General features: G+C 50.1%; 21 protein-coding genes, 1 tRNA gene and 1 pseudogene. 13 read left to right on the top strand and 10 right to left on the bottom strand.

Annotated features, from left to right (window positions below; genetic code table 11):
• The first annotated feature begins 274 nt into the window (after positions 1-274).
• Positions 275-1,072, top strand: a complete 798-nt coding sequence (locus ABK821_RS12310; RefSeq protein WP_138360961.1) for a glycosyltransferase family 2 protein — start codon at positions 275-277, stop codon at positions 1,070-1,072.
• On the opposite strand, the gene ABK821_RS12305 is transcribed toward ABK821_RS12310, so the two are convergent.
• The 3 genes from ABK821_RS12305 to gpmM are packed head-to-tail and all read right to left on the bottom strand — an operon-like array spanning position 1,069 to position 4,818.
• Positions 1,069-1,989 (bottom strand): divergent polysaccharide deacetylase family protein, encoded by a 921-nt coding sequence (locus ABK821_RS12305; protein WP_171034867.1) that lies wholly within the window; start codon positions 1,987-1,989, stop codon positions 1,069-1,071. The two genes, ABK821_RS12310 and ABK821_RS12305, sit on opposite strands and share 4 nt — an antisense overlap.
• 3 nt (positions 1,990-1,992) lie before the next feature.
• On the bottom strand, positions 1,993-3,264 hold the full coding sequence (gene envC, locus ABK821_RS12300) for a murein hydrolase activator EnvC (RefSeq protein WP_138360960.1): 1,272 nt from the start codon (positions 3,262-3,264) through the stop codon (positions 1,993-1,995).
• 9 nt (positions 3,265-3,273) lie between these two features.
• The gene (gene gpmM, locus ABK821_RS12295) at positions 3,274-4,818 is read right to left on the bottom strand and encodes a 2,3-bisphosphoglycerate-independent phosphoglycerate mutase (protein ID WP_343178214.1); all 1,545 of its coding nucleotides are present in this window, start codon (positions 4,816-4,818) and stop codon (positions 3,274-3,276) included.
• A gap of 244 nt (positions 4,819-5,062) precedes the next feature.
• On the opposite strand from gpmM, the gene ABK821_RS12290 reads away from it, so the two are divergent.
• From ABK821_RS12290 to ABK821_RS12240, 11 genes and pseudogenes are all read left to right on the top strand, one after another.
• Entirely contained in the window at positions 5,063-5,494 is a 432-nt protein-coding gene (locus ABK821_RS12290) for a rhodanese-like domain-containing protein (RefSeq protein WP_138360958.1), read from the top strand.
• 109 nt (positions 5,495-5,603) lie between these two features.
• Positions 5,604-5,855 carry a glutaredoxin 3 gene (gene grxC / locus ABK821_RS12285; protein ID WP_138360957.1) on the top strand — a complete coding sequence of 84 codons (252 nt, stop codon included), beginning with the start codon at positions 5,604-5,606 and terminating at the stop codon, positions 5,853-5,855.
• Between the two features lie 57 nt (positions 5,856-5,912).
• Entirely contained in the window at positions 5,913-6,380 is a 468-nt protein-coding gene (gene secB, locus ABK821_RS12280; protein WP_138360956.1) for a protein-export chaperone SecB, read from the top strand.
• Positions 6,380-7,408 (top strand): NAD(P)H-dependent glycerol-3-phosphate dehydrogenase, encoded by a 1,029-nt coding sequence (gene gpsA / locus ABK821_RS12275; RefSeq protein WP_343178213.1) that lies wholly within the window; start codon positions 6,380-6,382, stop codon positions 7,406-7,408. The genes secB and gpsA overlap by 1 nt, the downstream gene beginning before the upstream one ends.
• A 339-nt stretch (positions 7,409-7,747) precedes the next feature.
• The gene (gene cysE / locus ABK821_RS12270) at positions 7,748-8,569 is read left to right on the top strand and encodes a serine O-acetyltransferase (protein ID WP_138360954.1); all 822 of its coding nucleotides are present in this window, start codon (positions 7,748-7,750) and stop codon (positions 8,567-8,569) included.
• Positions 8,570-8,913: 344 nt separating this feature from the next.
• Positions 8,914-9,008 (top strand) — tRNA-Sec (locus ABK821_RS12265).
• Between the two features lie 162 nt (positions 9,009-9,170).
• Entirely contained in the window at positions 9,171-10,349 is a 1,179-nt protein-coding gene (locus tag ABK821_RS12260; RefSeq protein WP_343178212.1) for a tyrosine-type recombinase/integrase, read from the top strand.
• 147 nt (positions 10,350-10,496) lie between these two features.
• Positions 10,497-11,933: an AAA family ATPase gene (locus ABK821_RS12255; protein ID WP_343178211.1), complete on the top strand. Its 1,437-nt coding sequence runs from the start codon at positions 10,497-10,499 to the stop codon at positions 11,931-11,933.
• A 7-nt stretch (positions 11,934-11,940) separates the two neighbouring features.
• Positions 11,941-12,867: a DUF4435 domain-containing protein gene (locus ABK821_RS12250; RefSeq protein WP_343178210.1), complete on the top strand. Its 927-nt coding sequence runs from the start codon at positions 11,941-11,943 to the stop codon at positions 12,865-12,867.
• Positions 12,868-12,982: 115 nt separating this feature from the next.
• Positions 12,983-13,900: pseudogene (locus ABK821_RS12245) on the top strand (primase-like DNA-binding domain-containing protein); the annotation flags it as partial.
• A 210-nt stretch (positions 13,901-14,110) separates the two neighbouring features.
• The gene (locus ABK821_RS12240; protein WP_343178209.1) at positions 14,111-14,809 is read left to right on the top strand and encodes a hypothetical protein; all 699 of its coding nucleotides are present in this window, start codon (positions 14,111-14,113) and stop codon (positions 14,807-14,809) included.
• 416 nt (positions 14,810-15,225) lie between these two features.
• Here the strand turns inward: ABK821_RS12240 and ABK821_RS12235 are convergent, their stop codons facing one another.
• From ABK821_RS12235 to ABK821_RS12215, 5 genes are read right to left on the bottom strand one after another with little or no spacing between them, the layout of a single operon-like run.
• Complete coding sequence (locus tag ABK821_RS12235) at positions 15,226-16,701, bottom strand: amidase (RefSeq protein ID WP_241675626.1); 1,476 nt, start codon at positions 16,699-16,701, stop codon at positions 15,226-15,228.
• Positions 16,702-16,760: 59 nt separating this feature from the next.
• The gene (locus ABK821_RS12230; RefSeq protein WP_343178208.1) at positions 16,761-18,431 is read right to left on the bottom strand and encodes an ABC transporter ATP-binding protein; all 1,671 of its coding nucleotides are present in this window, start codon (positions 18,429-18,431) and stop codon (positions 16,761-16,763) included.
• Positions 18,432-18,454: 23 nt separating this feature from the next.
• Positions 18,455-19,327, bottom strand: coding sequence for an ABC transporter permease (locus tag ABK821_RS12225; RefSeq protein ID WP_138360952.1), 873 nt, complete (start codon positions 19,325-19,327; stop codon positions 18,455-18,457).
• A gap of 24 nt (positions 19,328-19,351) precedes the next feature.
• A complete protein-coding gene (locus tag ABK821_RS12220; RefSeq protein ID WP_138360951.1) occupies positions 19,352-20,293 on the bottom strand; it encodes an ABC transporter permease in 942 nt (313 codons plus the stop codon).
• 18 nt (positions 20,294-20,311) lie between these two features.
• A complete protein-coding gene (locus tag ABK821_RS12215; RefSeq protein ID WP_343178207.1) occupies positions 20,312-21,934 on the bottom strand; it encodes an ABC transporter substrate-binding protein in 1,623 nt (540 codons plus the stop codon).
• Between the two features lie 227 nt (positions 21,935-22,161).
• Between ABK821_RS12215 and ABK821_RS12210 the strand changes: the two genes are divergently transcribed.
• Positions 22,162-23,559 carry a PLP-dependent aminotransferase family protein gene (locus ABK821_RS12210; RefSeq protein WP_142503204.1) on the top strand — a complete coding sequence of 466 codons (1,398 nt, stop codon included), beginning with the start codon at positions 22,162-22,164 and terminating at the stop codon, positions 23,557-23,559.
• Positions 23,560-23,576: 17 nt separating this feature from the next.
• Here the strand turns inward: ABK821_RS12210 and ABK821_RS12205 are convergent, their stop codons facing one another.
• Together ABK821_RS12205 and ABK821_RS12200 are read right to left on the bottom strand one after the other, a co-directional pair.
• Positions 23,577-24,866: an O-antigen ligase gene (locus ABK821_RS12205; RefSeq protein ID WP_138360948.1), complete on the bottom strand. Its 1,290-nt coding sequence runs from the start codon at positions 24,864-24,866 to the stop codon at positions 23,577-23,579.
• Positions 24,854-25,759 carry a glycosyltransferase family 2 protein gene (locus ABK821_RS12200; RefSeq protein WP_138360947.1) on the bottom strand — a complete coding sequence of 302 codons (906 nt, stop codon included), beginning with the start codon at positions 25,757-25,759 and terminating at the stop codon, positions 24,854-24,856. Before ABK821_RS12200 ends, ABK821_RS12205 begins: the two co-directional genes overlap by 13 nt.
• Positions 25,760-25,981 lie beyond the last annotated feature (222 nt).

Below are 25,981 nucleotides of genomic sequence, written 5' to 3'. Positions count from 1 at the left end.
GTGAATAGCATGGGGGCGTTTTACTCGCGCCCAACCCCCTGCAAATCTTCAGCTACCGGAGTGCTGAAAGTTATAAAAAAGACAATACTCGCTGGCAAATGAAGCCACATAGAAACCCGATGACTTACTTAACTGACCGGCATGACCCGGACGATTTTTGAGAATTAACTTACAGTTTTACGATATCGCTCCCACGCCGCACTTTTTTTAAAGTGCTTTCTTACTTAATCATTTATACAGTCTGTTTAGTCAACGTTTATCCCTTACAAAAAACATGCTTAAACTTTCTGTATGCTTATTGACCTGTAATTCATCCCGCTTGTTACGGGAAGTTTTACCCCCTTTGCTCAAGGTAGCCGATGAACTTATCGTCATCGACTCAGGCAGCACGGATGCCACGCTGCAGATTTGCCAGCAATTTGGCCTCACCGCTCACCATCATCCTTATGTCACTCACGGCGCGCAGATGAATTACGCCATCTCACGGGCTACGCATGACTGGGTACTGTGTATGGATAGCGATGAAATTCTTGATGATGAGGTAACAGCGGCAATTCTGGCGCTAAAGGCGGGTGATGAGCCTGACCCAGCCTGTGCATGGCGTCTGCCGCGCTACTGGTTTGTTTTGGGTGAAGAAGTGCGCACCATTTACCCGGTGTCATCGCCGGATTTTCCGGTGCGCTTATTTAATCGCGCCGTTGCCAGATTCAATGACCGCCCGGTGGACGATCAGGTAGTGGGTTTTAAACACGACAGTAAGCTGCCGGGTTTCGTTCGCCATGACACTTTCTATTCCCTGCACGAGGTATTCAGTAAGCTGAATAGCTACACCACGCGGCTGGTTGTGCATCAGAAGATCAGGCCGTCGATCGGGCGCGGAATTATCAGCGCAATTGGCGCGTTCTTTAAGTGGTATCTGTTCAGCGGCGCATGGCGGAAAGGTAAGGTAGGCGTGGTGACCGGGCTATACGCGACGTTTTACAGCTTTCTGAAATACTTTAAGGCCTGGTATGCCCATCAGGATAAGCAGGAACCCGCGGCGAAAAAGCACACGGATTCCCGAACGGTTTAGTGAGTTGGGCTATTCCAGCCCTGCCACTTCAATTTATAGTACTGCACCAGCGTACTCTGGCTGATGCTTTCGCTGAGAATGGTAAAGAAGCGGCTGGCATTTACCGGCTTCGGCGGATGCTTCGTTTTACACAGCGTCACGCCGCGGAACGGATTACGCGGCGGCTGAACCGGCTGCGTTGAGGTGTCGACCTGCGGCTCGTTGAGCAGGCTACTCGGGCGCACCAGAGTAATATCTGACGGCAGGTTATACACCATCTGCTGCAGTACGCGTACCGTGGTTGGATGGGGATGGCCAATGGCGATCGCCGACCCGTTACGGCGCGCCAGAGCAATCGCGCGATTGAACTGATAGCGGATATCCGCTTCGTTCTGCGTATCGTCGAGGAACACCTTACGCTTAATCACCTTCACGCCAGTGCCCTGCGCCGCGCGCATGGCCTGAGTGTTGCCGATGGTGACGCTATCAAGGAAATAGAGGTTGTAGTGCTCCAGAGCCTGCATCACCTTCTGCATGCCAAACAGATTCGAAGTCATGGCGCTGCCCATATGGTTGTTCAGCCCCACGGCGTAGGGGACTTTGCCATACGCGTCGCGGATAATACGCGCGATCTCGTCACTGCTCATATCCGGACGAAGCGTGTCTTTTTCCAGCGGCTGTTTGCTTATCGGCGCCATCGGCAGGTGAATCAGCACTTCGTGCCCGAGATTATGCGCTTTGATCGCCATTTCACGGGCGTGAGGGGCATTAGGGAGTACGGCAACGGAAATCGTCGCAGGCAGCGCCAGCACCTGATTTTCTGTTTGCGGACGGTAACCAAAGTCGTCAATAACGATGGAGAGTTTGCCGGCAAAAACCGGCGACGCCATAATCAGTGTAGTGGTTACTGCGAGTACAATTCGGCGAAACTGAAGCAAAACTTATCTTCCCAACCACGGCAGTGGATTGACCGCCTGACCCTGGCGGCGAATTTCGAAATAGAGCGACGGACGGCCCTGACCACCGCTGCTGCCAACGAGCGCGATCGGCTGACCCGCCCGGACCTGAGTGCCAACGCTGACCAACGCGCTTTGATTATAGCCGTAAAGACTCATGTCGCCTTTACCGTGCGCAACGACGACGACCAGGCCATAGCCCTGCAGCCAGTCGGCAAGAATAACGCGGCCATCAGCGATCGCTTTAACCTCGCTGCCTTCAGACGCAGCGATAACCATCCCCTTCCAACGTAGTTCACCTTGCAGCCGTTCGCCATAACGATGCAGAATTGTCCCGCGTACCGGCCAGAAAGCCTGGCCGTGCGGCGCGCCAAGACCACCGGTACGGGACATCAGCGAACGTTCGCTTTCAGTGGGCTTATAGGTGGTACCTTTACGTGAAGCTTCCTGCTGGCGATCGCGCACCGCCTGCGCTTCACGGGCTTCACGATCCGCGCGGGCTTTGGCTGCCGCCTCCGCTTGCGCAATACGACTACGCAGGCGCGATTCGTTTGCCCGCATTTCACTCAGCTGCTGCTGACCTTTTTGGATCGACGATTCAAGGCTGGCGAGGGTTTTTTTACGTTCGTTGCGCGCCTGTTCCAGTTTGTTCTGCTGGGCGCGTTGCTCATATACCAGGGTTTGCTGCTGGCTCTGTTTCTCTTCCAGCATGGATTTCTGCACCGCCACCTCTTCACGCGTTTTCTTTAGCTGGGCGATGGTCTCCTGACGCGCCTGGTTCAGATAGCCAAAGTAGGCCTGCAGACGCTCATTACGCTGGCCCTCTTCGCCGCTGAGGATCATCTGGATGCCGGTATGCGGCCCCTGACGAAACGCGGCGTCAAGCTGCGCCGCCAGATTACGCTCCTGTGAAGCGCGCTGGCGTTCCAGCTTCGCAAGCGCGGCGTTCATTTCGTCGATCTGCTTATTCAGCTGATTCAACGTCTCCTGGGTTTCTCGCAGTTTACGCGCGGCGGCGGAAATGGCTTCTTCCTGCGCCTTAAGCTGGGCGAGCAGGGAAGCGCGCTGCTGCTGCTGCTGCTTAATCGCCCGCTGTTTGGCGGCGATATCGGCCTGAATGGATTTTAGCTGGTCACGATCATCTGCATGCGCAGATGCGGCGCACAGCAATACGCCAGCGCTAAGCGCGCTGGCGTAAAGGACGGATCGAACTGCCGTTGCGATCCATGTAGTTGAATAAGTCGCCTTTCCCCTCATGGGGAAGGATTATTCCACGATGAACAGCGGCTTGCCAGTCATCTCTTGCGGGATTTCCATTCCCATCAGCGTCAGCATCGTCGGCGCGATGTCGGAAAGTTTGCCGCCGTTGACCGCTTTGACGTTTTTATCGCCAACGTAAATCAGAGGAACCGGCAGGTTAGTGTGCGCGGTATGCGCCTGGCCGGTGGCGGGATCGCGCATCTGTTCGGCGTTGCCGTGGTCTGCGGTAATTAACAGTTGGCCGCCGACCGACTCTACCGCCTGAGCGACCTGGTCGATGCAGTGATCCAGCGCTTCCACCGCCTTCACTGCGGCTTCCATCACCCCGGTGTGGCCAACCATATCGCCGTTCGGATAGTTGCAGATGATAGTGTCGTACTGACCGCCTTTGATCGCGGCAACCAGTTTTTCGGTCAGCTCGGCAGAACTCATTTCCGGCTGCAGATCGTAGGTTGCCACTTTCGGCGAGTTGATCAGAATACGATCTTCGCCCCTGAACGGCTCTTCGACGCCGCCGTTAAAGAAGAAGGTTACGTGCGCATATTTTTCCGTTTCAGAAATACGCAGTTGGGTTTTATCGTGCTTCGCCATCCACTCGCCGTAGGTGTTCACCAGCGAAGCAGGCGGATAAGCGACGGCGGTTTTGATGTCAGCAGCATATTCGGTCAGCATCACAAAGTTGATATTAACCACTTTCTTACGAGCGAAGCCGTCAAAATCAGCATTAACAAACGCACGAGTGATTTCACGCGCGCGGTCGGCGCGGAAGTTCATGAAAATCAGCGCATCGCCATCTTCCATTACCGCATCGGCTTCGCCTTCTGCGCGGATAACCGTCGCTTTCACAAACTCATCGTTTTCGTCGCGAGCATAAGCCGCCTGCAGACCCGCGACGGCGGTATCCGCCTGAAACTCGCCTTTTGCCAGGGTCAGCAGATCGTAAGCCTGCTCAACGCGATCCCAGCGGTTGTCGCGGTCCATCGCATAGTAACGACCAACGATAGAAGCCACGCGGCCTTTGCCTAATGCGGCAAATTTGTCTTCAAACTTTTTCAGCGAAGATTCAGCACTGCGCGGCGGGGTATCGCGACCGTCAAGGAAAGCATGCAGGTAAATTTTTTCTGCGCCGCGTTCCGCGGCCAGTTCCACCATCGCCATAATATGATCTTCATGGCTGTGTACGCCGCCCGCAGAGAGCAGACCCATAATGTGCACGGCTTTACCTGTGTTTTTCGCCTGATCCACAGCGCCTGTCAGTACCGGGTTAGCGAAAAATGCGCGATCTTTAATTTCAACGTCCAGGCGGGTCAGATCCTGATAGACAATGCGGCCTGCGCCAAGATTGACGTGGCCCACCTCGGAGTTGCCCATCTGACGATCCGGCAAGCCCACTTCAAGACCGGAAGCATCAATCAGGGTATGAGGACGTTTCGCCCACAATGCGTCCATAACGGGGGTTTTTGCGCTGTAAATTGCGTTATCCTGCTGCTCTTCGCGATAGCCGTAGCCATCCAGAATCACCAGTACCATAGGTTTTTTAGAAACCGACATTGCGACAACCTCATGCTCAAAGACAAAAATTTGCGTAATTTTACTACAGCTGAATCGATCAAATTACCGTAAAAGATCAAAGAAAGAGAGCGGCCAGAGCGCAGCATTAGCTTGAAAGCGGTTTTTTTTCGTGACGAACCGCAGAAAATACATTACATCGTGCTCACTGGCTGTATTTGCCGCAATGCACAGGTATACTCCTTCCCTGGTTTTTTTATCACTTAGTCGGGAGTTGTAACCCCCCATGCAAGAAATAATGCAATTCATCGGCCGTCACCCCGTCCTGAGCATCGCGTGGGTCGCGTTGCTGGTGGCGGTGCTGTTCACTACCTTTAAAGGGCTGATGTCGAAAGTTAAAGTCATCACCCGTGGTGAAGCGACGCGCCTGATCAATAAAGAAGATGCTGTGGTTGTCGACCTGCGTCAGCGTGACGATTTTCGTAAAGGCCATATTGCTGGCTCCGTTAACCTGCTGCCGAGCGATATCAAAGCAAATAACGTCGGCGAGTTGGAAAAGCACAAAGCGCAACCCATTATAGTGGTAGACGGCTCCGGTATGCAGGCGCAAGAACCCGCCAGCGCGCTGAATAAAGCCGGTTTTGAAAAGGTCTTCGTACTGAAAGAAGGCATCGCCGGCTGGAGCGGCGAAAACCTTCCGCTGGTACGCGGTAAATAATTTACCCGCGCCTTTTATGGCGTAGCGCGTTTTCCCTCTGGCGCCTTTTCGTCAGGGGGAAATGATGTCTGCGGCGTAAAATCCTCGCGGGTAAAACAGGAGTGAAGTCATGGCCAATATTGATATCTATACCAAAGCGACCTGTCCGTTCTGCGTGCGTGCGAAAGCGCTGCTGAACAGCAAGGGCGTGACGTTCAACGAGTTGCCTATCGATGGCAATGCCGCAAAGCGTGAAGAGATGATTCAGCGCAGCGGCCGGACGACGGTTCCGCAGATTTTTATTGATACGCAGCACATTGGCGGCTGTGACGACTTGTACGCGCTTGATTCACGTGGTGGACTCGATCCCCTCTTGCGCTAATTTTTACGCCCATCCCATCGACGGGCGTATTTAAGGACAACACGAAAGGGTTTTACTATGTCAGAACAAAACAGCACCGAAATGACTTTCCAGATTCAGCGTATCTACACCAAGGATATCTCCTTCGAAGCGCCGAATGCTCCGCAAGTTTTCCAGAAAGACTGGCAGCCGGAAGTTAAACTTGATCTGGATACCGCGTCCAGCCAACTCGCTGAAGGCGTGTATGAAGTGGTGCTGCGTGTGACCGTCACCGCCTCGCTGGGCGAAGAAACTGCATTCCTGTGTGAAGTACAGCAGGGCGGTATTTTCTCCATTGATGGCATTGAAGGCACCCAGATGGCGCACTGCCTCGGCGCATACTGCCCGAACATTCTGTTCCCGTACGCGCGTGAGTGCATCACCAGCCTGGTTTCTCGCGGTACCTTCCCGCAACTGAACCTTGCGCCAGTGAACTTCGATGCGCTGTTTATGAACTATCTGCAGCAGCAAACTGGCGAAGGTGCTGAACAACATCAGGATGCCTGATGAACGCGCTTAATGCTGCAATGACTGTGATCGGTGCCGGCTCTTACGGCACCGCTCTTGCCATCACCCTGGCAAGAAATGGCCACCATGTTGTGCTCTGGGGCCATGACCCGAAACATATTGCGACGCTGCAACACGATCGCTGCAACGCCGCATTCCTTCCTGATGTGCCTTTTCCTGATACGCTGCATCTGGAGAGCGATCTGGCGACCGCGCTGGCAGCCAGCCGCGACATCCTGGTCGTCGTACCAAGCCATGTATTTGGCGAGGTTTTGCGGCAGATTAAACCGCTGATGCGCCCTGATGCGCGCCTGGTCTGGGCGACAAAAGGCCTCGAAGCAGAAACCGGCCGTCTGCTGCAGGATGTGGCGCGGGAAGCGCTGGGCGATGATATCCCGCTGGCGGTAATTTCCGGTCCAACGTTCGCCAAAGAGCTGGCGGCAGGCCTGCCGACGGCTATCTCCCTGGCCTCCACCGAACCGCAGTTCGCTGACGACCTGCAAATCCTGCTGCACTGCGGCAAGAGCTTCCGCGTCTATATCAACCCGGATTTTATTGGCGTTCAGCTCGGCGGCGCGGTGAAAAACGTTATCGCCATCGGCGCCGGGATGTCGGACGGTATTGGCTTCGGCGCCAACGCGCGCACCGCGCTTATCACCCGCGGACTGGTGGAGATGTCTCGTCTGGGAGAGGCGCTTGGCGCCGATCCGGAAACCTTTATGGGCATGGCGGGGCTGGGCGATCTGGTGCTGACCTGTACCGATAACCAATCGCGTAACCGCCGCTTCGGCATGATGCTCGGTCAGGGCATGGATGTGCAAAGCGCACAGGATAAAATTGGTCAGGTGGTTGAAGGCTACCGTAATACCAAAGAAGTTCGCGTGCTGGCGCAGCGTTTAGGCGTCGAAATGCCAATAACTGAGGAAATTTATCAGGTATTGTATTGCGGAAAAATTACGCGCGAGGCAGCATTAACCTTATTAGGTCGTGAACGCAAGGACGAGCGAAGCAGTTTCTCCACGAAATAATTCGTGCTGCAGAAAGCGATAAGCATGTCCGGAAAGGATCTCGCCGTCGCGGAGTAATGGCTCGCAAGGGTAAGTCTCATGAATGAGACCAGTAAATCAGCAGCCAGCGTCTATGCAGCCTGAAGTATATACACAAAATCATTCATGCAAGTTGCATCAAGGCGGCAAGCAATCGAATCCCCGGGGCTTACTAAACCGGGGCGAATCAGCACAGCCACCACAGAGGCAACATGAAGGATGGCGAGTATAATGGGGATCGTCACAAGGGAACATTTATCGTCTGTATGACCCGGTCAGCAAAGAACTGGCCGGTCATTATTATATCGTCTGGAGTCAGCAATGCCGTGTGAAGAACTGGATACTATCTGGAATAATATTAAAGCCGAAGCCCGGGCTTTAGCAGACTGTGAGCCGATGCTCGCCAGTTTTTACCACGCCACACTCCTCAAGCACGAAAACCTCGGCAGCGCGCTGAGCTATATGCTGGCAAACAAACTGGCCTCCCCGATTATGCCCGCTATCGCGATTCGTGAAGTGGTGGAAGAAGCCTATGCCGCTGACCCGGAAATGATCGCCTCAGCCGCCTGCGATATTCAGGCCGTGCGCACCCGCGACCCGGCGGTGGATAAATATTCCACGCCGCTGCTTTACCTGAAGGGGTTTCACGCGCTGCAGGCCTATCGTATCGGCCACTGGCTGTGGAACCAGGGGCGTCAGGCACTGGCGATTTTCCTGCAAAATCAAGTTTCTGTAACCTTCCAGGTGGATATCCATCCGGCGGCGAAGATTGGCTGCGGGATCATGCTTGACCACGCCACCGGTATTGTCGTCGGTGAAACGGCGGTGATTGAAGATGATGTATCCATTCTGCAATCCGTGACGCTTGGCGGTACCGGTAAAACCAGCGGCGATCGCCACCCGAAAATTCGCGAAGGCGTGATGATTGGTGCCGGAGCGAAGATTCTCGGCAATATTGAAGTGGGCTGTGGCGCGAAAATCGGCGCCGGTTCCGTGGTGTTACAGCCGGTACCGCCGCATACCACCGCCGCAGGCGTTCCCGCTCGCATCGTCGGCAAGCCGGAGAGCGATAAGCCCGCGATGGATATGGATCAGCATTTCAATGGGATACACCATACCTTTGAATACGGTGATGGTATTTAACGCGTTCCCGGCAGCGAGGCTCCCTTCGCGTACACACAGGGTCAGAGTCATCCTGAATAACGTGCTTATCATCGTCCACTATTGATATTTTTCACGCCATCAGAAAAAATTCTGCAGCCCAAAAACCGGGATACAGCATAAGAGGTCAGCAAACGATCTGTCAGCAATGTGGCAACAGGGTTAACCTGAAAATCGTTCAGAATTGTAACCCACGGATTTTGCAAGGAATTGTTTCGGAAGGTTCTGTAAAGCCCAGTTTTCACAGTAAAAAAGTGCGTTGGGGGATGTGGTTAATGCAGGAAAGTAGCTATAATGCGCCCGCCTCCATGTAGCAATCGAGGCGCGGAAGATCGTCATCTCCGGTGAGGTGGCTGGACTTCAAATCCAGTTGGGGCCGCCAGCGGTCCCGGGCAGGTTCAACTCCTGTGATCTTCCGCCAAAGTTCCTCCTCACCCATCCGAGAAAGTCTTAAAAATTCTTTATTTTCAATCACCATTGTAGATTAATCATCCGTAGCAGTCCGACAAGATCTCCCTGAATCCATGAAAAATATGTATAGTGATGTGTATAGATTTTTTATACACATTTATGGCTTATACACATGGCACTTACAGATATACAAATCAAACGAGCAAAGCCCCAAGACAAGCCATACACATTGAACGACGGGCAAGGCCTGTCATTGCTTATCAATCCAGACGGCTCAAAGGGCTGGCGCTTCCGCTTTCGCTTTCGCTTTGCCGGTAAAGCACGGCTAATGTCATTTGGCAGCTACGACCTTGTGAGCCTCGCAGAAGCACGTGAGAAACGCGATACAGCTCGTAAGCAGGTAGCAAACGGCATAGACCCAGTAGAAGAACGTAAAGCCCAAAAGCTGGCACAGCAAATCTCAACAGAGAACTCATTCGAAGTCATATGTCGAGAATGGCACACCAACAAAGCTGACCGCTGGACAGTAGCCTATCGCGAAGAAATCATTAAGACATTTGAACAAGATGTGTTCCCGTTTATTGGTAAACGCCCTATCAGTGAAATCAAACCATTAGAACTGCTTGAAGTATTGCGACGAATAGAGAAGCGTGGAGCACTAGAGAAGACCAGAAAAGTGCGCCAAAGATGCGGCGAGGTCTATCGCTATGCAATCATAACTGGCCGCGCTGAGTACAATCCAGCACCTGATTTAGCTATCGCTCTAGCCGTTCCTAAACAAAAGCACCACCCTTTTTTATCTGCCGAAGAGTTGCCTCATTTTATTCGGGATCTTGAAGCGTATACCGGAAGCATCATCACCAAAAATGCTACAAAGATAGTCATGTTAACTGGTGTAAGAACACAGGAGATGCGATTTGCTACATGGGATGAAGTCGATCTCGAAAAAGGTGTGTGGGAAATCCCGGCAGAACGGATGAAAATGCGTAGGCCTCATATTGTCCCTTTATCTACTCAAGTGATTGACCTCTTTAAGCAGCTCAAGCCCATTACCGGCCATTACCCATACATTTTCATTGGTAGGAATAACCGTACTAAACCAATCTCGAAAGAAAGTGTATCGCAAGTGATTGAGTTACTTGGTTACAAAGGACGTGCTACTGGTCACGGTTTTAGGCATACAATGTCGACAATTCTGCACGAACAAGGCTTTGATACTGCTTGGATTGAGATGCAATTAGCACATGTGGATAAAAACAGTATTCGTGGGACATATAACCATGCTCAGTATTTTGAAGGCAGAAAAAAAATGATGAATTGGTATGCTAATTATATATGCAATATAAGGTAATCAAAAGTCACAAGCAACGTTCGAAGTGAATATAATTGATTAGTTATCAAGCGATTACGAGGATATAGCAAATATCATACAGATACATACTGGAAACTGTTGTTTTTTTGAAATATATTAATGTTTTTAATAGAAAGGAGTCTCGCAATGAGCATAGAATTAAAAAAATTCTCAATTAACAAATTATATGGTTATAAAGATATACACTTAATTTTTAATGAAAAAAGCACAATTATTATAGCAGAGAATGGCGCTGGTAAAACTACATTAATCAATGCGCTCAAATCCACCCTAAAAGGTGAACTTGATGAATTGAGAAGAATCAAGTGTGAAAGTATTGAAATTGAGTTTACCGATCAAAACTTCACATTAAATATTGCAGAGTTAAGTTATTCTGATTTTTTAAATAGTGCATTATTACCATCTAGATTTCATGAAATCACAAGAAAACTCAATAATACACAAATTGAAGATGCTTTAGCCTTCTTAAGGCATAAATCTGTGAGGGATGCCCGTCAGACTCCATGGTACAAAAAAATGTATCATTCAACTCCTTATAATTTCAGTGATATCGATTCAACATTAGCCGAGATTAAAATATTATTAAAAAATCATTATTCATCTCTTGAAAAGCCTGATCTTTTCGATGTAAGTAAACCTGAATTGTCTAAAACTATTCAAGCAATAGAGGAAATAAAACAAAAAACAAAAAATATAGAAGTGATTTACTTACCCACATATCGTCGCATTGAAAAATCTACACTGCGTGATAAGTTTACTCGAGATGAAAATGAAAAACTTGTCGTTAGAGATGGAGAGGTCATCAGCATTCGAGAGGAAAGTGAAATTGGCTCAAATATAGAATTTGGATTATTTGATGTTGAATCAAAATTAAAGGATTTAAGCTCCTCCATTGAGCGGCGCTCTAGTTTAGGCTATAGAACGTTAAGTGCAACCATAATTGAAGATATGATGACAGGAAAAGCCAGTGCTCCAACAAGACCTAAACTGCCGTCTGTATCTGAATTATCAAGGTTTTTAGGCAGGGTCGTTAATAAAGATAAGGAAAGCAATAAGAGGATAATTCAAGAAGTTACAAATATTATGGAAAATAAAGACATGCTCGCATCAAATGACATGCTGAGCTACTTTTTATCGAAGTTAAAGGCTGTCATTGACTCAACAAAAGAGCTTGAATTCAAAATAGAGAGCTTCGTTACCATTTGCAATAAATATCTACAGTTATCAGATGATTCAAAATCACTAAACTTTGATATTGAAACATTACAGGTTATTGTAAAGGATTTATATACCAACAACACCATTGAATTAGAAGACCTTTCATCTGGTGAAAAGCAAATAATTTCTTTAATGGCTCATATGTATCTTGACCATACTAAGAAAAAAATTGTTTTAATAGACGAACCAGAATTATCACTTTCACTTGAATGGCAAGAGCATGTCCTCGTAGACATAGTGAATAGTCCTTCAGTTACTCAAATGCTTGCAATAACACATTCACCTTTTGTTTTTAATAATGAACTGAAAACCCAAGTAAAATCTTTAAAAGTTATCAAGCATTGAGGATAAAATGGACGATCTTCGTTTTAACATGATGATGGATGCTATCAAAAAACCGTGCGTTTTGAGATTAAAGCTAATAAAAAACAAAGAGGCTGGAAAAACTTTATTTGTTTTCGAGGGTGATGATGACTATGATTTCTATCATCATGCTATAACTATTTCGGGGTTTGATAAAGAATATACCCATATAAATGGTGCAGGAAAAGATCAATCAATTTCACTTTATAAAGAACTATATGAAGAAAATAGTGACAAGTTAACAAACACATATTTTTTTGTTGATCAAGATTATTCTAACTTTTGCTACTTTAACAAAAACATAGTAACCCTTCCATTTTATGCCATTGAAAATCCATTATCCGATGATAGAGTGATAAAACATTTTATAGTCTCAACATTTAAATTTGATGAAAGGCATAGAAAAATTATAGATAGTGTCATGGAACATTATACTAAAGCAAAGGTCAGTTTTTATTCTGAGATAAAAAACATATCTGTGCAACTTTATATGTCTAGAATACTTGGCCTAGGGATTGAGTTCCCTTCCAATAGTGATGTATTCGACAAAATTGAAAAAGACAAAGTTACTCTAAAAATAAGTGAAATCCCCTTCATTACTGAGCGATTAAAAAACCTCACCAAAGATGAATGGAATTATTACAATGTAATTTCTACGCTAGATAACGACAAACTTACTAGAGGTAAGTATGTTTACTATTTTGTAAGCGAGTGGTTAATTCGCATAAAAAAATACATCAACTCAAGGATAGAAAATATAAACAATGAAAACAAATTAAATTCTGACACTCCAGCAGCGAATGTAAAAAAATTATCCAAACAACAATACGATCATACTGATCTATCAATCGCGAGGCTTGTCCCTGCATGTATGAAAGTAAAAGAATTGGATACTTTTTTAAAAAGAATTAATTAATTCATAATTAAACACAGCGCGCAATGCTCTCCCCGCCACGCCTGCCCGCTTAAGGGACTGCTTTTAATGCAGGTGCAAAGGTGGCCTCAGGCTGCGCCGCAACTGGCGCAGCAGACCAGAAAAACGCGACGTGATTCTGGCCGCGCTGTTTATGGTGCTGGCGAACCGCTACGACTGGCAGCTCTTTCTCGAAGTCACCGGTCCCGGCGGAAGTGGGAAAAGTATTCTGGCCGAAATTGCGACCCTGCTCGCCGGAGAGGATAACGCCACGTCGGCCGATATCGATACGCTGGAAGACCCGCGCAAGCGTGCATCCCTGATTGGCTTCTCGCTGATACGTCTGCCTGACCAGGAAAAATGGAGCGGTGACGGTGCAGGGCTGAAGGCCATCACCGGCGGCGATGCAGTTTCAGTTGACCCGAAATACCAGAATCCGTACTCAACGCATATCCCTGCGGTGATTCTGGCCGTGAACAATAACCCAATGCGCTTCACTGACCGCAGTGGCGGTGTGTCGCGTCGCCGGGTGATTATTCATTTCCCGGAGCAGATTGCCCCGGAAGAGCGCGACCCGCAGCTCAGGGATAAAATTGCGCGCGAGCTGGCCGTTATCGTGCGCCAGCTTATGCAGAAATTCAGCGACCCGATGGCCGCGCGCGCACTGCTCCAGTCGCAGCAGAACTCCGATGAAGCGCTCAGCATCAAGCGTGATGCTGACCCGACGTTTGATTTTTGCGGCTATCTGGAAATGCTGCCGCAGACCAACGGGATGTTTATGGGTAATGCCAGCATCGTCCCGCGCAATTACCGTAAATATCTCTATCACGCGTATCTGGCCTATATGGAGGCTAACGGATACAGGAACGTGCTCAGCCTGAAAATGTTCGGGCTGGGGCTGCCCATGATGCTGAAAGAGTACGGCCTGAATTATGAAAAGCGGCACACAAAGCAGGGGATACAAACTAACCTGTCGCTGAAAGAAGAAAGCTACGGCGACTGGCTGCCGAAATGCGACGAACCCGCAGCGACATAACCCACTCCAGACCGGCTACAGCCGGTCTTTTTCTTTCCGGCAATTGCCACAAGGTGAACACTCCACTGTTCACCCTTCACCGTATATTCACCCCGTATCACTATGAAATTATTAATAAAAAGTCAAAGGTGAACAGTGTGAACAGTTAAATGCAAAAAAACTTTTTTTGCGTATGATGTCGGTATGAGGTTTCACAAGAGAATTTGAATAATGGATAAGACTAGAGACTTTATTCTTGGAGGGCTTTCTCGCTTTGGCTTGGCTGATTTGCCCGGCAGACCTTACGATTCTGCTTTTGAATTAATAGCCTCCCCACCTATACGCAAACGCCTCATTGTGATGGGCTTCAATGGTTCGTCGGCTGATTCCCATATGACCAACAGCCAGTCTATTATTCAGGATCATTCAAAGCCTCTTGTCTCGAATGTCCATTTAGGGACGCAAGGGGAATGGGGAATTACTCACCTAGCTAAGCGACTACAACAGCTACCTATCAGCCTCGGTTACAGATGGGAAGACGTAGTATTTACGAATGCTCTAATGATGTGCTCAACCAATGCTTCAGCACTCAAACAGGAGGCGAGTCGACACAAACTAACTGTCGAACAACTCGTAAAATACTCAACAAGATTTTTTGAGAATGTCACAATCCCTCTGTGTAAGCCTGAACTGATTATCGCTTATAGCAATAGCCTACAAAGCATTTCAGCAGCAAATATTTTGCTAAAACACTTCGGTGATCCAAGCACTCTCATCTATACGCAGCAGAAGGGTTATTACACAACTTTCGCTTTCTCAGCCGTAATAAATGATGTGAAAATCCCTGTAATATGTGTCCGTCATATGTCTAGATTTAAACCTTCAGAAGAGTTAATTGAAACAGCTCGAGAGATGATGAAGGGACTTTAGCTTTATCCGTCAGATTGAACCATACACTTGGAAAAATGTGTATAGCGATGTGTATAACCAAAATACAACATTGAAACAAAATGCAATAAAAACAGTATTTTATATTTAAAAAAGGACTCCTGTGATCTTCCGCCAAACGTCATTTCTCCCCCGCCGATAACATCCAAAAAGTCGCTTTATTTTCGCAAATGCCTCATCCGCAAATCTCCATCACTCGTAACACATAAGGCAACGGGGACACGCTGAATCTACTGGCAAAGTGCAGGACAATCACTTCCTCAGCCCACAAGCAGAAAATTTGATGGTTTGTCACCCGGAATACTCGATTCGCGTGGCAAAGCGGGAAGAAAACGCGTTATTGAAGTAAGAGCGGTAAAAATGGCCATTTCCCATAAAAATGGCCAAAATAAGCCAAGTTAGCGTGTCACATGTACCTGAGGTCGGGCTCCGCGCAGGAAATGCCCGTCCAGAGCGCGTTCCAACTGAGCTGCCAACTGTAATAATGTTCCGTCATTGGCCTGCCGGGTTTGAAAATGCATTCCCAGCGGAATGCCGGATTGCTGCCAGGCCAGCGGCACAGAAATACCGGGCGTGCCGGTTAAGCTGGCGAGCGGTGTATAAGAAAAAATGTCCCACAAGTCATAAAACCAGCTCAATACATCCGGGTTATCACTCAGGGTCAGGTACTTTTTTTCGCCCATCAATGGCGTTGGTTTTGAAAAAGTAGGCGTCAGAATGATATCCCATTGTTCATAAAACTGCCCCAGCTTGCGCGATGTCGTGTTAAACACATCCTGCATCTTCCACCGTTCGCTATAGGACATATCAATCCCTTTCTGCCAGATTTTGATGTTAATTGGCTCCACCTGATCTTCCGGCGGGGAGGAAAGGCCTTTCTTCTCCAGTAAACGCTGAATAAACTGGGCAAAATTGCTAATATAGCAGGTGGTTTGCGCCGCGAATGCGGCGTCAAAATCGATATCCGGCGTCACCCATTCCACCTCATGCCCCAGCTCTCGTAACAGCGTTACCGTTCGCTCCAGCTCGCTGACAAAATGCGGGTCGGCATGATATTGCCCCCATTGGTGTGATACCGCGATACGCAATCGACCAGGATCGCGTTTAATCAGTTCGCTAAACGGCTCATTGCTTTGCCAGTAGGGCATAAATTCCCCTGGTGCGCCGCCACGACAGCTGTCGACAAACAGAGCCGAATCCCGGACGCTACGACTCACGCAACCTTGAGTGGAAACATAACCGCTGATATCAGAAAGCCCGGGAGCAATAGAGAAAACGCCGCGGCTACATTTCAGACCGATCAACCCGTGAGATCCGGCGGGAATGCGGATAGAACCGCCGCCATCAGTCGCATGTGCAAGGGGAAGCACTCCAGCCGCAACCGACGCAGCCGCCCCAGCAGAAGAACCAAACGTGGTGTAATCCGGGTTCCAGGGATTATGCGTCACATATATGTCGGGATTTTCCGCCGAACCGCAGACGCCAAATTCTGGCGCGGCGCTACGCCCAATGATGTTCAGCCCGGCAGCACGGATTTTGGTGGTAAGAAACGCATCTTCAGTAGGCCTGTTGCCGCGCATAAATTTCGACCCTTGTTCCTGCAAACGGCCTTTCACTCCCGGCCCCAGGTCTTTGATCAAAAAAGGTACGCCGGCGAACGGTCCGTCAAGTCGGGTGCCATCGCGTTGCGGATCGGCGATAACATCATCGAACAGTTCAACGACGGCACTGAGATGCGGATTCACCAGCGCTGTGGCTTGCGCCGCCTGTTGCGCTAACGCCGTTGGTGTGACATCTCCTTTTTTAATTAGCTCTGCCATCGCGGTTGCATCACAGGCACCCCATTCATCCCAACTCATTACGTTTTTCATCATCACGCTATCCTGTACTTGTCACACTGAATATTGTCGTTTTGCGGACCGGATACGGCAGATTAAAGCGTCGCTGGCGCTTCCCAGCGCGGCATCGCAGCCAATAAACTCCGCGTGTAGGCCCGTTTTGGCGCGGCAAACAGCTCGGCTGTCGGCCCCTGTTCAATAATTTCGCCCTTCTGCATCACGATTAGCCGATCGCACAAACGCGCAGCCACACGCAGATCGTGAGTAACAAAAATCATTCCCAGCCCAAGATCGCGTTGAATCTCTTCCAGCAATGAAAGGATCTGTTGCTGGACCGATACATCAAGCGCCGATACCGCTTCATCGGCCACCAGAACACGTGGACGACAAGCCAGCGCTCGGGCAATAGCCAGCCGTTGACGCTGACCACCGGAAAACTGACGAGGAAAGCGAAATAACGCCTCGCGAGGCAGCCGCACGCGATCCATTAATGTTTCCGCGAGCGCCCATGCGCTCGCGCGGTCGAGGCCAAAGTTAATAGCGCCTTCACAAATCGACGATCCAACGGTACGACGGGGATTAAACGAGCGGTTAGGATCCTGAAATACCATCTGTACCCGGGAACGCAGCGCCCATAATTCGCTCTCCCGACAAGACTGCACCTCTTTTTCCCCCCAACGAATCACGCCGCAGGATGGGTCGATCAGCCGCATCAGACAACGGATAAAGGTCGATTTACCGGAGCCCGATTCCCCGACAATGCCCACCGTCTCTCCGTAATGCACGGCCAGACTGGCGTCATTTAAAGCCGCTATCCTTTGGCTGCGTCCCAGAAGCGAACGTCGGGTATAGGTTTTAGCGACCAGCTCGGCACTCAACAAAGGCTGGCCACGCCGTTTATCTCCGCTACGCCGTGGTATGCCGTCAGGAACGCTACCCAGCAGCATTCGGGTATACGCCTGACGCGGCTGGCGCAACACCTGGGCGGCGTCGCCCTGCTCAACCACCCTCCCGAGATGTATCACCATGACGCTGTCGGCAATTTCCGCCACCACCCCCATGTCATGCGTAATAAACAACACCGCGCAGTCGTTTTCCTGTTGCAGTTCGCGGATCAAACCGAGGATTTCTTTTTGGGTAGTCACATCCAGCGCCGTGGTGGGTTCATCGCAAATCAACAGCCTTGGGCGCAGGATCACGGCCATCGCGATCACAATCCGTTGCCGCTGACCGCCAGAGAGCTGATGGGGATAGCTGTGATAGATACGCTCAGGATCTGGCAACTGGACCCGGGCAAATATCGCCAGGATTGCTGCCCGCCGCTCGCGGCGGGATAAGCGCTGGTGCGCCCGTAGCATTTCGTCAAGTTGTTTACCGCAGGTCACCACCGGGTTGAGTGCCGTCATCGGTTCCTGAAATACCATGCCGATTTGTGCGCCGCGTAGCGCATTGATCACCGAAGGCGACGCATAACGCCCCTGGTCAAGTAACAGGGTTTCTCCAATCTTCACCCTGCCGGCTTGTACGCTCAGCTCAGGGTCTAACAACCCCATCAACGTCATGGCGAGAACTGATTTTCCGGAACCGGACTCCCCGACCACGCACAAAGTACGTCCTGCCGGCAGCGATAAAGAGAGATCTTCAATGGCCTCCGCGCGATCGCCGCCCGGGGGGAGCGCAATTTTCAGGCCCTCAATAGTCAGTAGCGCCGGATCGCTGTGAGGAATGATGCCGGGGTCGAAATCAAGCGTAAACACGGCAGACATGGTTACCTCCTTATGGTCGGCCATCAGGCGCGCCGGGCGAGTTTAGGGTCGAAAACATCACGCAGTCCGTCACCCAACAGATTGAATGCCAGAACGGCGGGAACCAGAAACAGCGCCGGGAACAGCACATTCCCGGGATGCTGGGCGAACTGAATGCGCCCTTCAGACATGATATTGCCCCAGGTAGGTATATCCGCCGGTAGACCGAGCCCCAGAAAACTCAGGATGGCTTCCGTGATGATGGCGGAAGCAGCAATAAACGTCCCCTGAACCAGAATCGGCGCCAGAGCATTAGGCAGAATATCGCGCCAAAGAATGGTGATTGAGGGCGTTGCCATGGTCCTTGCCGCTTCAACAAAAGGTTCGTCACGCAGGCTGATGACCAGGGAACGCACCAATCGTGTTACCCGCGGCACTTCGGGGATCGCAATCGCCAGCACTACCGTGGGCAGGCTGGCTCCCAGCATCGCTACCAGCGTAATTGCCAGCAGCACGGAGGGAATGGCCATCATACCGTCGACAATACGCATCAGAATCATGTCCAGCCGACGGTAATAGCCCGCAAGCATCCCTAGCAGACTGCCACCGGCCACCGCAATCAGCGCAGTGGCGACCCCCACCAACAGCGAAATACGGGTACCGAACAGAACCCGGCTCCAGATATCACGCCCCATGCTGTCGCTCCCCATCAGAAACAGATGGGGAATGACCTCACCGTCTACCAGCGTCACCTCGCCCCGAGTACCGGCAGCAACGGAAATAAAGTTGTAATCCATGGTGGCGGGATCGAACGTTCCCAGCAGCGGCGCCAACCCGCCTAAACACAGCAGCAATATGAGAACTGCGCCACCCGAACGGACCGAAAGGTTATGCCACAACGTTGTCAGTGTGTTCATTGCTTAGCCTCTTCAGTTAACGCCTCAATAACGAATGCGCGGATCGAGTACCAGGTAGCTAATATCCACCAGCATATTCACCACCACATAGGCCAGCGCAAAAAACAGCACCACGCCCTGTAGTACCGGAAAATCACGGTTAAGTACCGCGTCTACCGTCAACTGGCCCAGACCCGGTACCGCAAATACGGTTTCCGTGACCACAACGCCACCCAGCAATAACGCCGCGCTAATGCCGATAATGGTTGCGATGGGTACCGCCGCATTACGCAAAGCATGAAACGTGACCACTTGCCACTCGCGAATACCCTTCGCCCGCGCAGTGCGAATATAGTCTTCAGTCAGCGCCTCACTGACCGCCGCGCGCGTCATCCTCGCCAACAAAGCGACGTAGGTAATAGACAAAGAGAGACAGGGCAAAATCAAATGGTTCAGCCAGAGCCAGAAACCCGCAGACAACGGCTGATAGCCCTGAACCGGAAATAATGACGTTTTTACTGCCAGGAAGTAGATCAGCACATAGCCGATAACAAATACCGGAACGGAAAAACCAGCAACAGAAAATGCCATCACGGCCCTGTCCAGCCACCCGCCCATCCGCCATGCTGCCAACGTGCCCAGCGGCACGGCAATGACCACGGTGAAGAGTAGCGTCAACAATGTCAGCGATAGCGTCGGCCCCAGGCGCTGAGAGATTAGCGAGCTGACCGGAGTATTAAGGAAGAAGGAGTAACCCAGATCGCCATTCAGCAGATGCTGGCACCAGATAACAAACTGCCGCCACAGTGGCAAGTTGAGTCCCAGTTGGCTGCGAATACGCTCCAGATCATCACTGCTGGCGCCATTGCCGCCGATAATGGCCGCCGGATCGCCGGGGGTCAGGCGCACGATCAGGAAGACGATCGCCGCCACGATCATCAGTACCGGGATTAGGCCTAACAGCCGTTTGGTGATAAATAGCAACATAACATCCTCCCGGGCGGCTTATTGGCCGTTCTTACGGATATTCCAGTACACCTGGGCGCCTGCGGGCACAATGCCGCTGATGCTGTCGCGCACCGCGGCGGGGATCATGTATTGTCCCAACGGAACATGGGTAACAACCTGATAGGCGTAAGTCTGTATTTCCTGGGCCAGTTGCTGCTTCTCAGCATCGTCTGTCGCCCGGGCAAAACGCGCTTTCAACGCTTCGAGATGCGGATCGTTTTGCCAGCCGAACCACCCTTTATCGCCTGTGGCATTTAACATGGCATTATTGAGCGGGTTCTGGACATCCTCTGCGCCCCAGGCGCTGATAAAGGCATTCCAGCCGCCGGCGCCCGGCGCATCTTTTTTCGCCCGCCGGGATACCAGACTCGACCAGTCCATGTTCATGACCTGAACCTTGAACCCGGCCTGCTGCAGCATTTGTTGGGCAACTAAGGGCAGTTTGCCGATGGTGGCGTTATCAGTCGGGCGCAGCAGCACAATCGGCTCACCTTTATAACCAGACTGTCGCAGTAGCGCTCTCGCTTTTGCCAGGTCGGCCTTGCCGGTGAACGCCGTGCCCGGATCGCTGGCATAAGGGGTACCGCACGGAAACAGACTGGCGCAGGTACGATAGTATTTTGCATCGCCTACCTGAGTGCGTAGCATCGGTTCCTGACCGAGCGCCAGCATCGCCGCCTGCCTCACCTTCACATCATTAAACGGAGGCTGAATAAAGTTGAAGCGAAACATAAACTGATAGCCATTCGGCTGCGCATTCACCAGCCGTATGTGGGCCGTTTTGCTCAGGGTGGGAAGTTGTTCAAAGGCGGGCTGTTCGAGAATATCGACTTCATTAGCCAATAGCGCGTTCATTTGCGTCTGCGGATCGCGGATAATTTTCCATTCCACTTCATCGACATACACTTTCTTGCCGCCAGCCGTTCCTGACGGTGGCTCATTACGCGGCTTATACGCGGGGTTTTTACGAAACCATAAGCTTTCCCCTGGACGGAAGCGATCCGCCTCAAAGATATAAGGCCCCGAACCGACAATCTCCTTAATTGGCGTATCAGCTGAGGTATCGGCAATACGTTTCGGCATGATAAAGGGAACGTTTGACGATGGTTTACCCAGCGCTTCCAGCACCGGTCCAAACGGTGTGCGGAACACTAATTTGAATGTTTTCTCATTGACGATGTCCTGGTGGTCCAGCGCGCTGGCCATTAACCCCCCCAGCGTATCCCGCGCCATCCATCTCTTGAGTGAAGAAATCACGTCGGCACTGGTCACCGGCGTGCCATCACTAAATACCAGACCGTCACGCAGTGTGAAGGTCCAGGTTTTCTTGTCATCACTCACCTGCCAGCTCTGCACCATCTGTGGCTGAATAGCCCCTTTGGCATCCGTACCAAATAGTGTATCGAACACCAGATAACCGAAATTACGACTGGCGTAGGCGGTGGTCCATATTGGATCCAGTACCGTGATATTGGAGGCGGGCACAATACGTAAGGTATTCGCTATGGCCGGGGCGGTAAAAAACCATTGCATGATGGCGATAGAACAAGCGCCAAGCAATGGCAAACCTCGCTGAACACGAGGAGCGAAAATCGCAGGGAATACACTGTCATATTTCATTGCCATATCCTCAGATTTTCGAGTGGACGAAGTCACGCTTTACATTAATGGGATGCGTAGTCAGTATAGAAACCGGCCGTCTGAGCACATATATACAGCGAGAATGAAATATTTAATAACAGTAGCTTAGGTCTGCACCGTCAGTATGCAATGATGTAAAAACTCATCATTGCGGTGCATGTCCTGCACCAGAAAAGAACAAAAAATCAGCAATTCCCGGAGGGGATATGGGGCTTTTGAACACCGCCTCGGCACAACCGTTGGTCAGGCAAATTGTCGACCGAATTGCCGGACAAATCGCCAAAAGGCAGCTCGTCCCTGGTAGCAAGCTACCGTCCATTCGCCAGCAGGCGCGTTTTTTCCATGTCAGTGTCATGACGGTGACAAACGCTTACAGTCGCCTGGTTGCGGAGGGGTATCTGGTCTCTCAGGCGGGACGGGGATACTTCGTGAGTCATTCACTGCCGCGAGGTGTCGTTGAACCGGAATCCGCTGGCGTTAAAGTGGACAAACTATGGTTGATTCAACGGGCCTATGAAGAGAATAATTCCTTATTAAAGGCAGGTTGCGGCTGGATCCATCCGCAGTGGCTGTATGGCGAAGGCATGCGCCAGGCCTTAACCCGGCTGGCACGCAACAAAACCCATGGTTTGACGCAATACGCATCACCACAAGGGCTGTTGCCGCTACGTCAGCAGATAGAACAGGTCCTTGCCCGACGTGGTATCCACGTACCGGCTCATCAGATCATGACCACTTCAGGGGCTACCCAGGCGCAGATCCTGCTGGTTCACTGTTTAACACGGGCGGGAGATACCGTGTTTGTCGACTCCCCGGGAAACAGCACCTTCTTTATTCAGCTACGGGCATTTGGTCTGAATCTGGTGGGAATTCAGCGCCGCCCTGACGGCTATGATTTATCGGCACTGGAACAGCAGTTGCGCCAGTATCGGCCCAAACTGTTCTTCACCACCAGCCAGCTACACAATCCCACCGGTTCATCCTTGAGCGCGACAATGGTCAACCAGCTCTTACGGTTGGCACATACCTATGAATTCACACTGGTAGAAAACGACATTATGGCCGGGCTGACGCCGATGGTACCCACAACCCTCGCCAGTCAGGATCAACTCCGACGGGTATGCTATATCGGCAGTTTCTCTAAAACCCTGTCGCCTGAACTGCGAGCGGGGTTTATCGCTTGCGACGAAGCACTCAATGAAAAACTGATGCTCTACAAAATGATTCACGGTCTCACGACGTCAGAACTCACCGAAACGCTACTGTGGACAATTTTAACGGAGAAAGGCTGGAGCCTGCATCTTAAAAGCCTGGCAACCCGCCTGGCCGACGCGCAACAGGCCGTATGCAACCGCCTGGAGAGCATCGGCCTGCAATTATTCCATCGCCCCAGCGGCGGCCCGTTTCTCTGGGCGCGCCTGCCTCATGAGGTTGATTTGTTAGCCATGACCCGCAGCGCTGCCGAACGCGGCATCCTGTTGGCGCCAGGGCACCTGTTTCATGTTGAACCCTGTCAGGAGCCCTGGCTGCGTTTTAACGTCTCTTACTGCCATCGACCTGAAGTATATGACTTTTTGGCCAGGTATATCGCCGAAGGGCGATAACGCTTTTGCGAAAAGCATTAAGAACCATGGCTTACGTAATGTCGATCATGGCGCCCGGCCCGATCCGGAAATTTCCCAGTTCGCACTACGCTGACCGGCGCCGCTTTTTCATCGGTAATGAGCGTACTGAATGCCATCAGAATAATAAAGAAAGCAACAAATTCAGCGCTGATTAACAGTACGTCCGTAAGGCCATAAATCAGCATCGATAGCATAATGAAAAACAACAGCAAATTATTACGCCGAAGAGCAAGCAGAACACCGCCGATATAGAACCCCAGAAGCAGGACTAACCCAATCACGCCCTGTAACGAAAAGGTATCAATCAGCTCGTTATGCAGATGGACGTTAATGTACATCATCGCGGTTTTATTCTCCGGATGAGTCTGAACATAATCAGCGCTTAAACGCTCACGGCTCTCCATCGATTGCCCAAGCGGTTTATGGACTCCGTTATAAATGCCCAGCGTCCACATCGAAAATCTTGCTCCCAGCGACGTATCGTCATTACCGGTCTGATAAGACGAGATCTCATGCACCGTCTGGAGAATTTTAGGTTTAACATGGGCGTTAAAGTTAATCCCCACAATACACAGAATAACCACCGCCACGCCCAGCATTGGTTTAAGCGGAATATTTTTTTTGAAGTTAAACAGTGTTAACAAGAAGATCAATATCGGGTAGACCCCCATCGCCGCCCGCGTACCGGTGAAGATAATATTCAGGTATGAGATAAGTATCACCGCGACAGCCAACATATAAGCCGATTTTTTGCGTAACTGGAACAACGCATAGATAAACGCCAGCGACAGCGTTGAATAGATATAAGCGGCAATCGTGGGGCGACTGATCGCCATCTCAATACGCTGCATCCCCTGCCATTCCTGAATAAAACCATATCCGGTTGCCAGTAACAGACTCACTCCCGAAACAATAATAAAAATCTTCTTCGCCATGTCGCGATGGAGATGATATTTAAAGCTATCCAGGTATAACACCAGAATACTGCCCAGCAGCAGTTTTTTACCGCCGAGAAAGTGGTCATTATAATGGTTGACATGACCATTCCTGACCTCGAAAAAGAGAAACCATAGCAGCTCCATCGCCCCCATGATCATCGGCAACAGAGCGACCTTCAGGCGTACTTTTCTGAGATTTTTGCGTTCAACAACGAATCCCAGTATGCTGGCATATACCGCCAGATAGAAAAAAACACGCTGCTGAGCGGAATCCAGCAGCAGAAATAGTAATGATATCGCCGACAGTATTATTGTCAGCATATAAGTATTGCGGTTTATCTTTTCCATAATGCCTGGATTGCCTTTTTCTTATAACTTAATCGCACGTCGCCAGACATAAAAAATCCCGGTGACAATGTTGCCTTTATCTTTTTTTCAACAATATGAGTCTGTTTTTCAGTCAAGAAGCGGGCATATTTCAGATAAATATCCAGCCAATGACAGTAAATCAGCCACTGAAATGAGGGAGGAAAGACGATTTCCATTTTTCTCGTACAGTTAACTAAATTACTAATTTTTGCTCTATCCAACGCACTGGAGAGGCTATTTTTGCGTTTAATATAATAATAATGTCCCTCTTTCTGAAACCAGATATTTTGCGACCGCATCAGAAAAGAGGGGAAAACGGCGAAATCCTCGTAGCAGGTCATGGCGGGTATGGGCTCACAAAGATAAATATCCTTACGAATAAATTGACCAATTAAATGCGCCTGAAAATCCTTATGGATCAGAAAACGACGAATGGCCTCGTTCTGCGTGAGTTGAATCGGGGAAAAGCCCGCCCAGTGGTTATCAATCGTGCCAGGGTCACGGGTCTCAATCAGATGCGTCAGCAGCAAATCGGGGCGGTGTTGCTTAAGAAACGCCACCGCATCACGCAGACTTCGGGGCTTAAGGAGATCATCATCGTCAACCATGGTGATATAGTCACCACGGGCCATCCGTACAGCAATGTTTCTGACGCTCCCGACATTCCTCATCTGAACTTCTTGTATCTGAACTGAAGAAAAGCTTTGTGCATAGCGCTCAATAATTTGCTGTGTTCTATCATGAGAACTGTCATTAAGAATGATAACTTCAACATCATTTTCACAATCAATGGCCTTTTTTACACTTTTCAACGTTTCAGCAAGAGTTAGCTCACAATCATGGGCTGTGACGACAATGCTTAAAAAGGGCATAAGGGCACTCCTGTTGGATAGCCTGTTTTATAAGTTTATATTTCGAGCAAATAGGATAAATCTTAAAATATAACATCCAGATAGTATTAAAAATCTATTTATTATAGTTCCAGCCAATTTTAGTAGAAAAACAAATAACTTGTAACAAAAAAAGAAACCATATGAAACAATTTGTATCAAAATGTAATTTTAGGAAAATAAATTTATCAGAATTATTATCTG

This window comes from Klebsiella sp. KE9456 (assembly GCF_043832615.1).
GTDB classification, from domain to species: Bacteria; Pseudomonadota; Gammaproteobacteria; order Enterobacterales; family Enterobacteriaceae; genus Klebsiella; species Klebsiella indica.
This window is presented reverse-complemented; position numbering and strand designations above follow the sequence as displayed.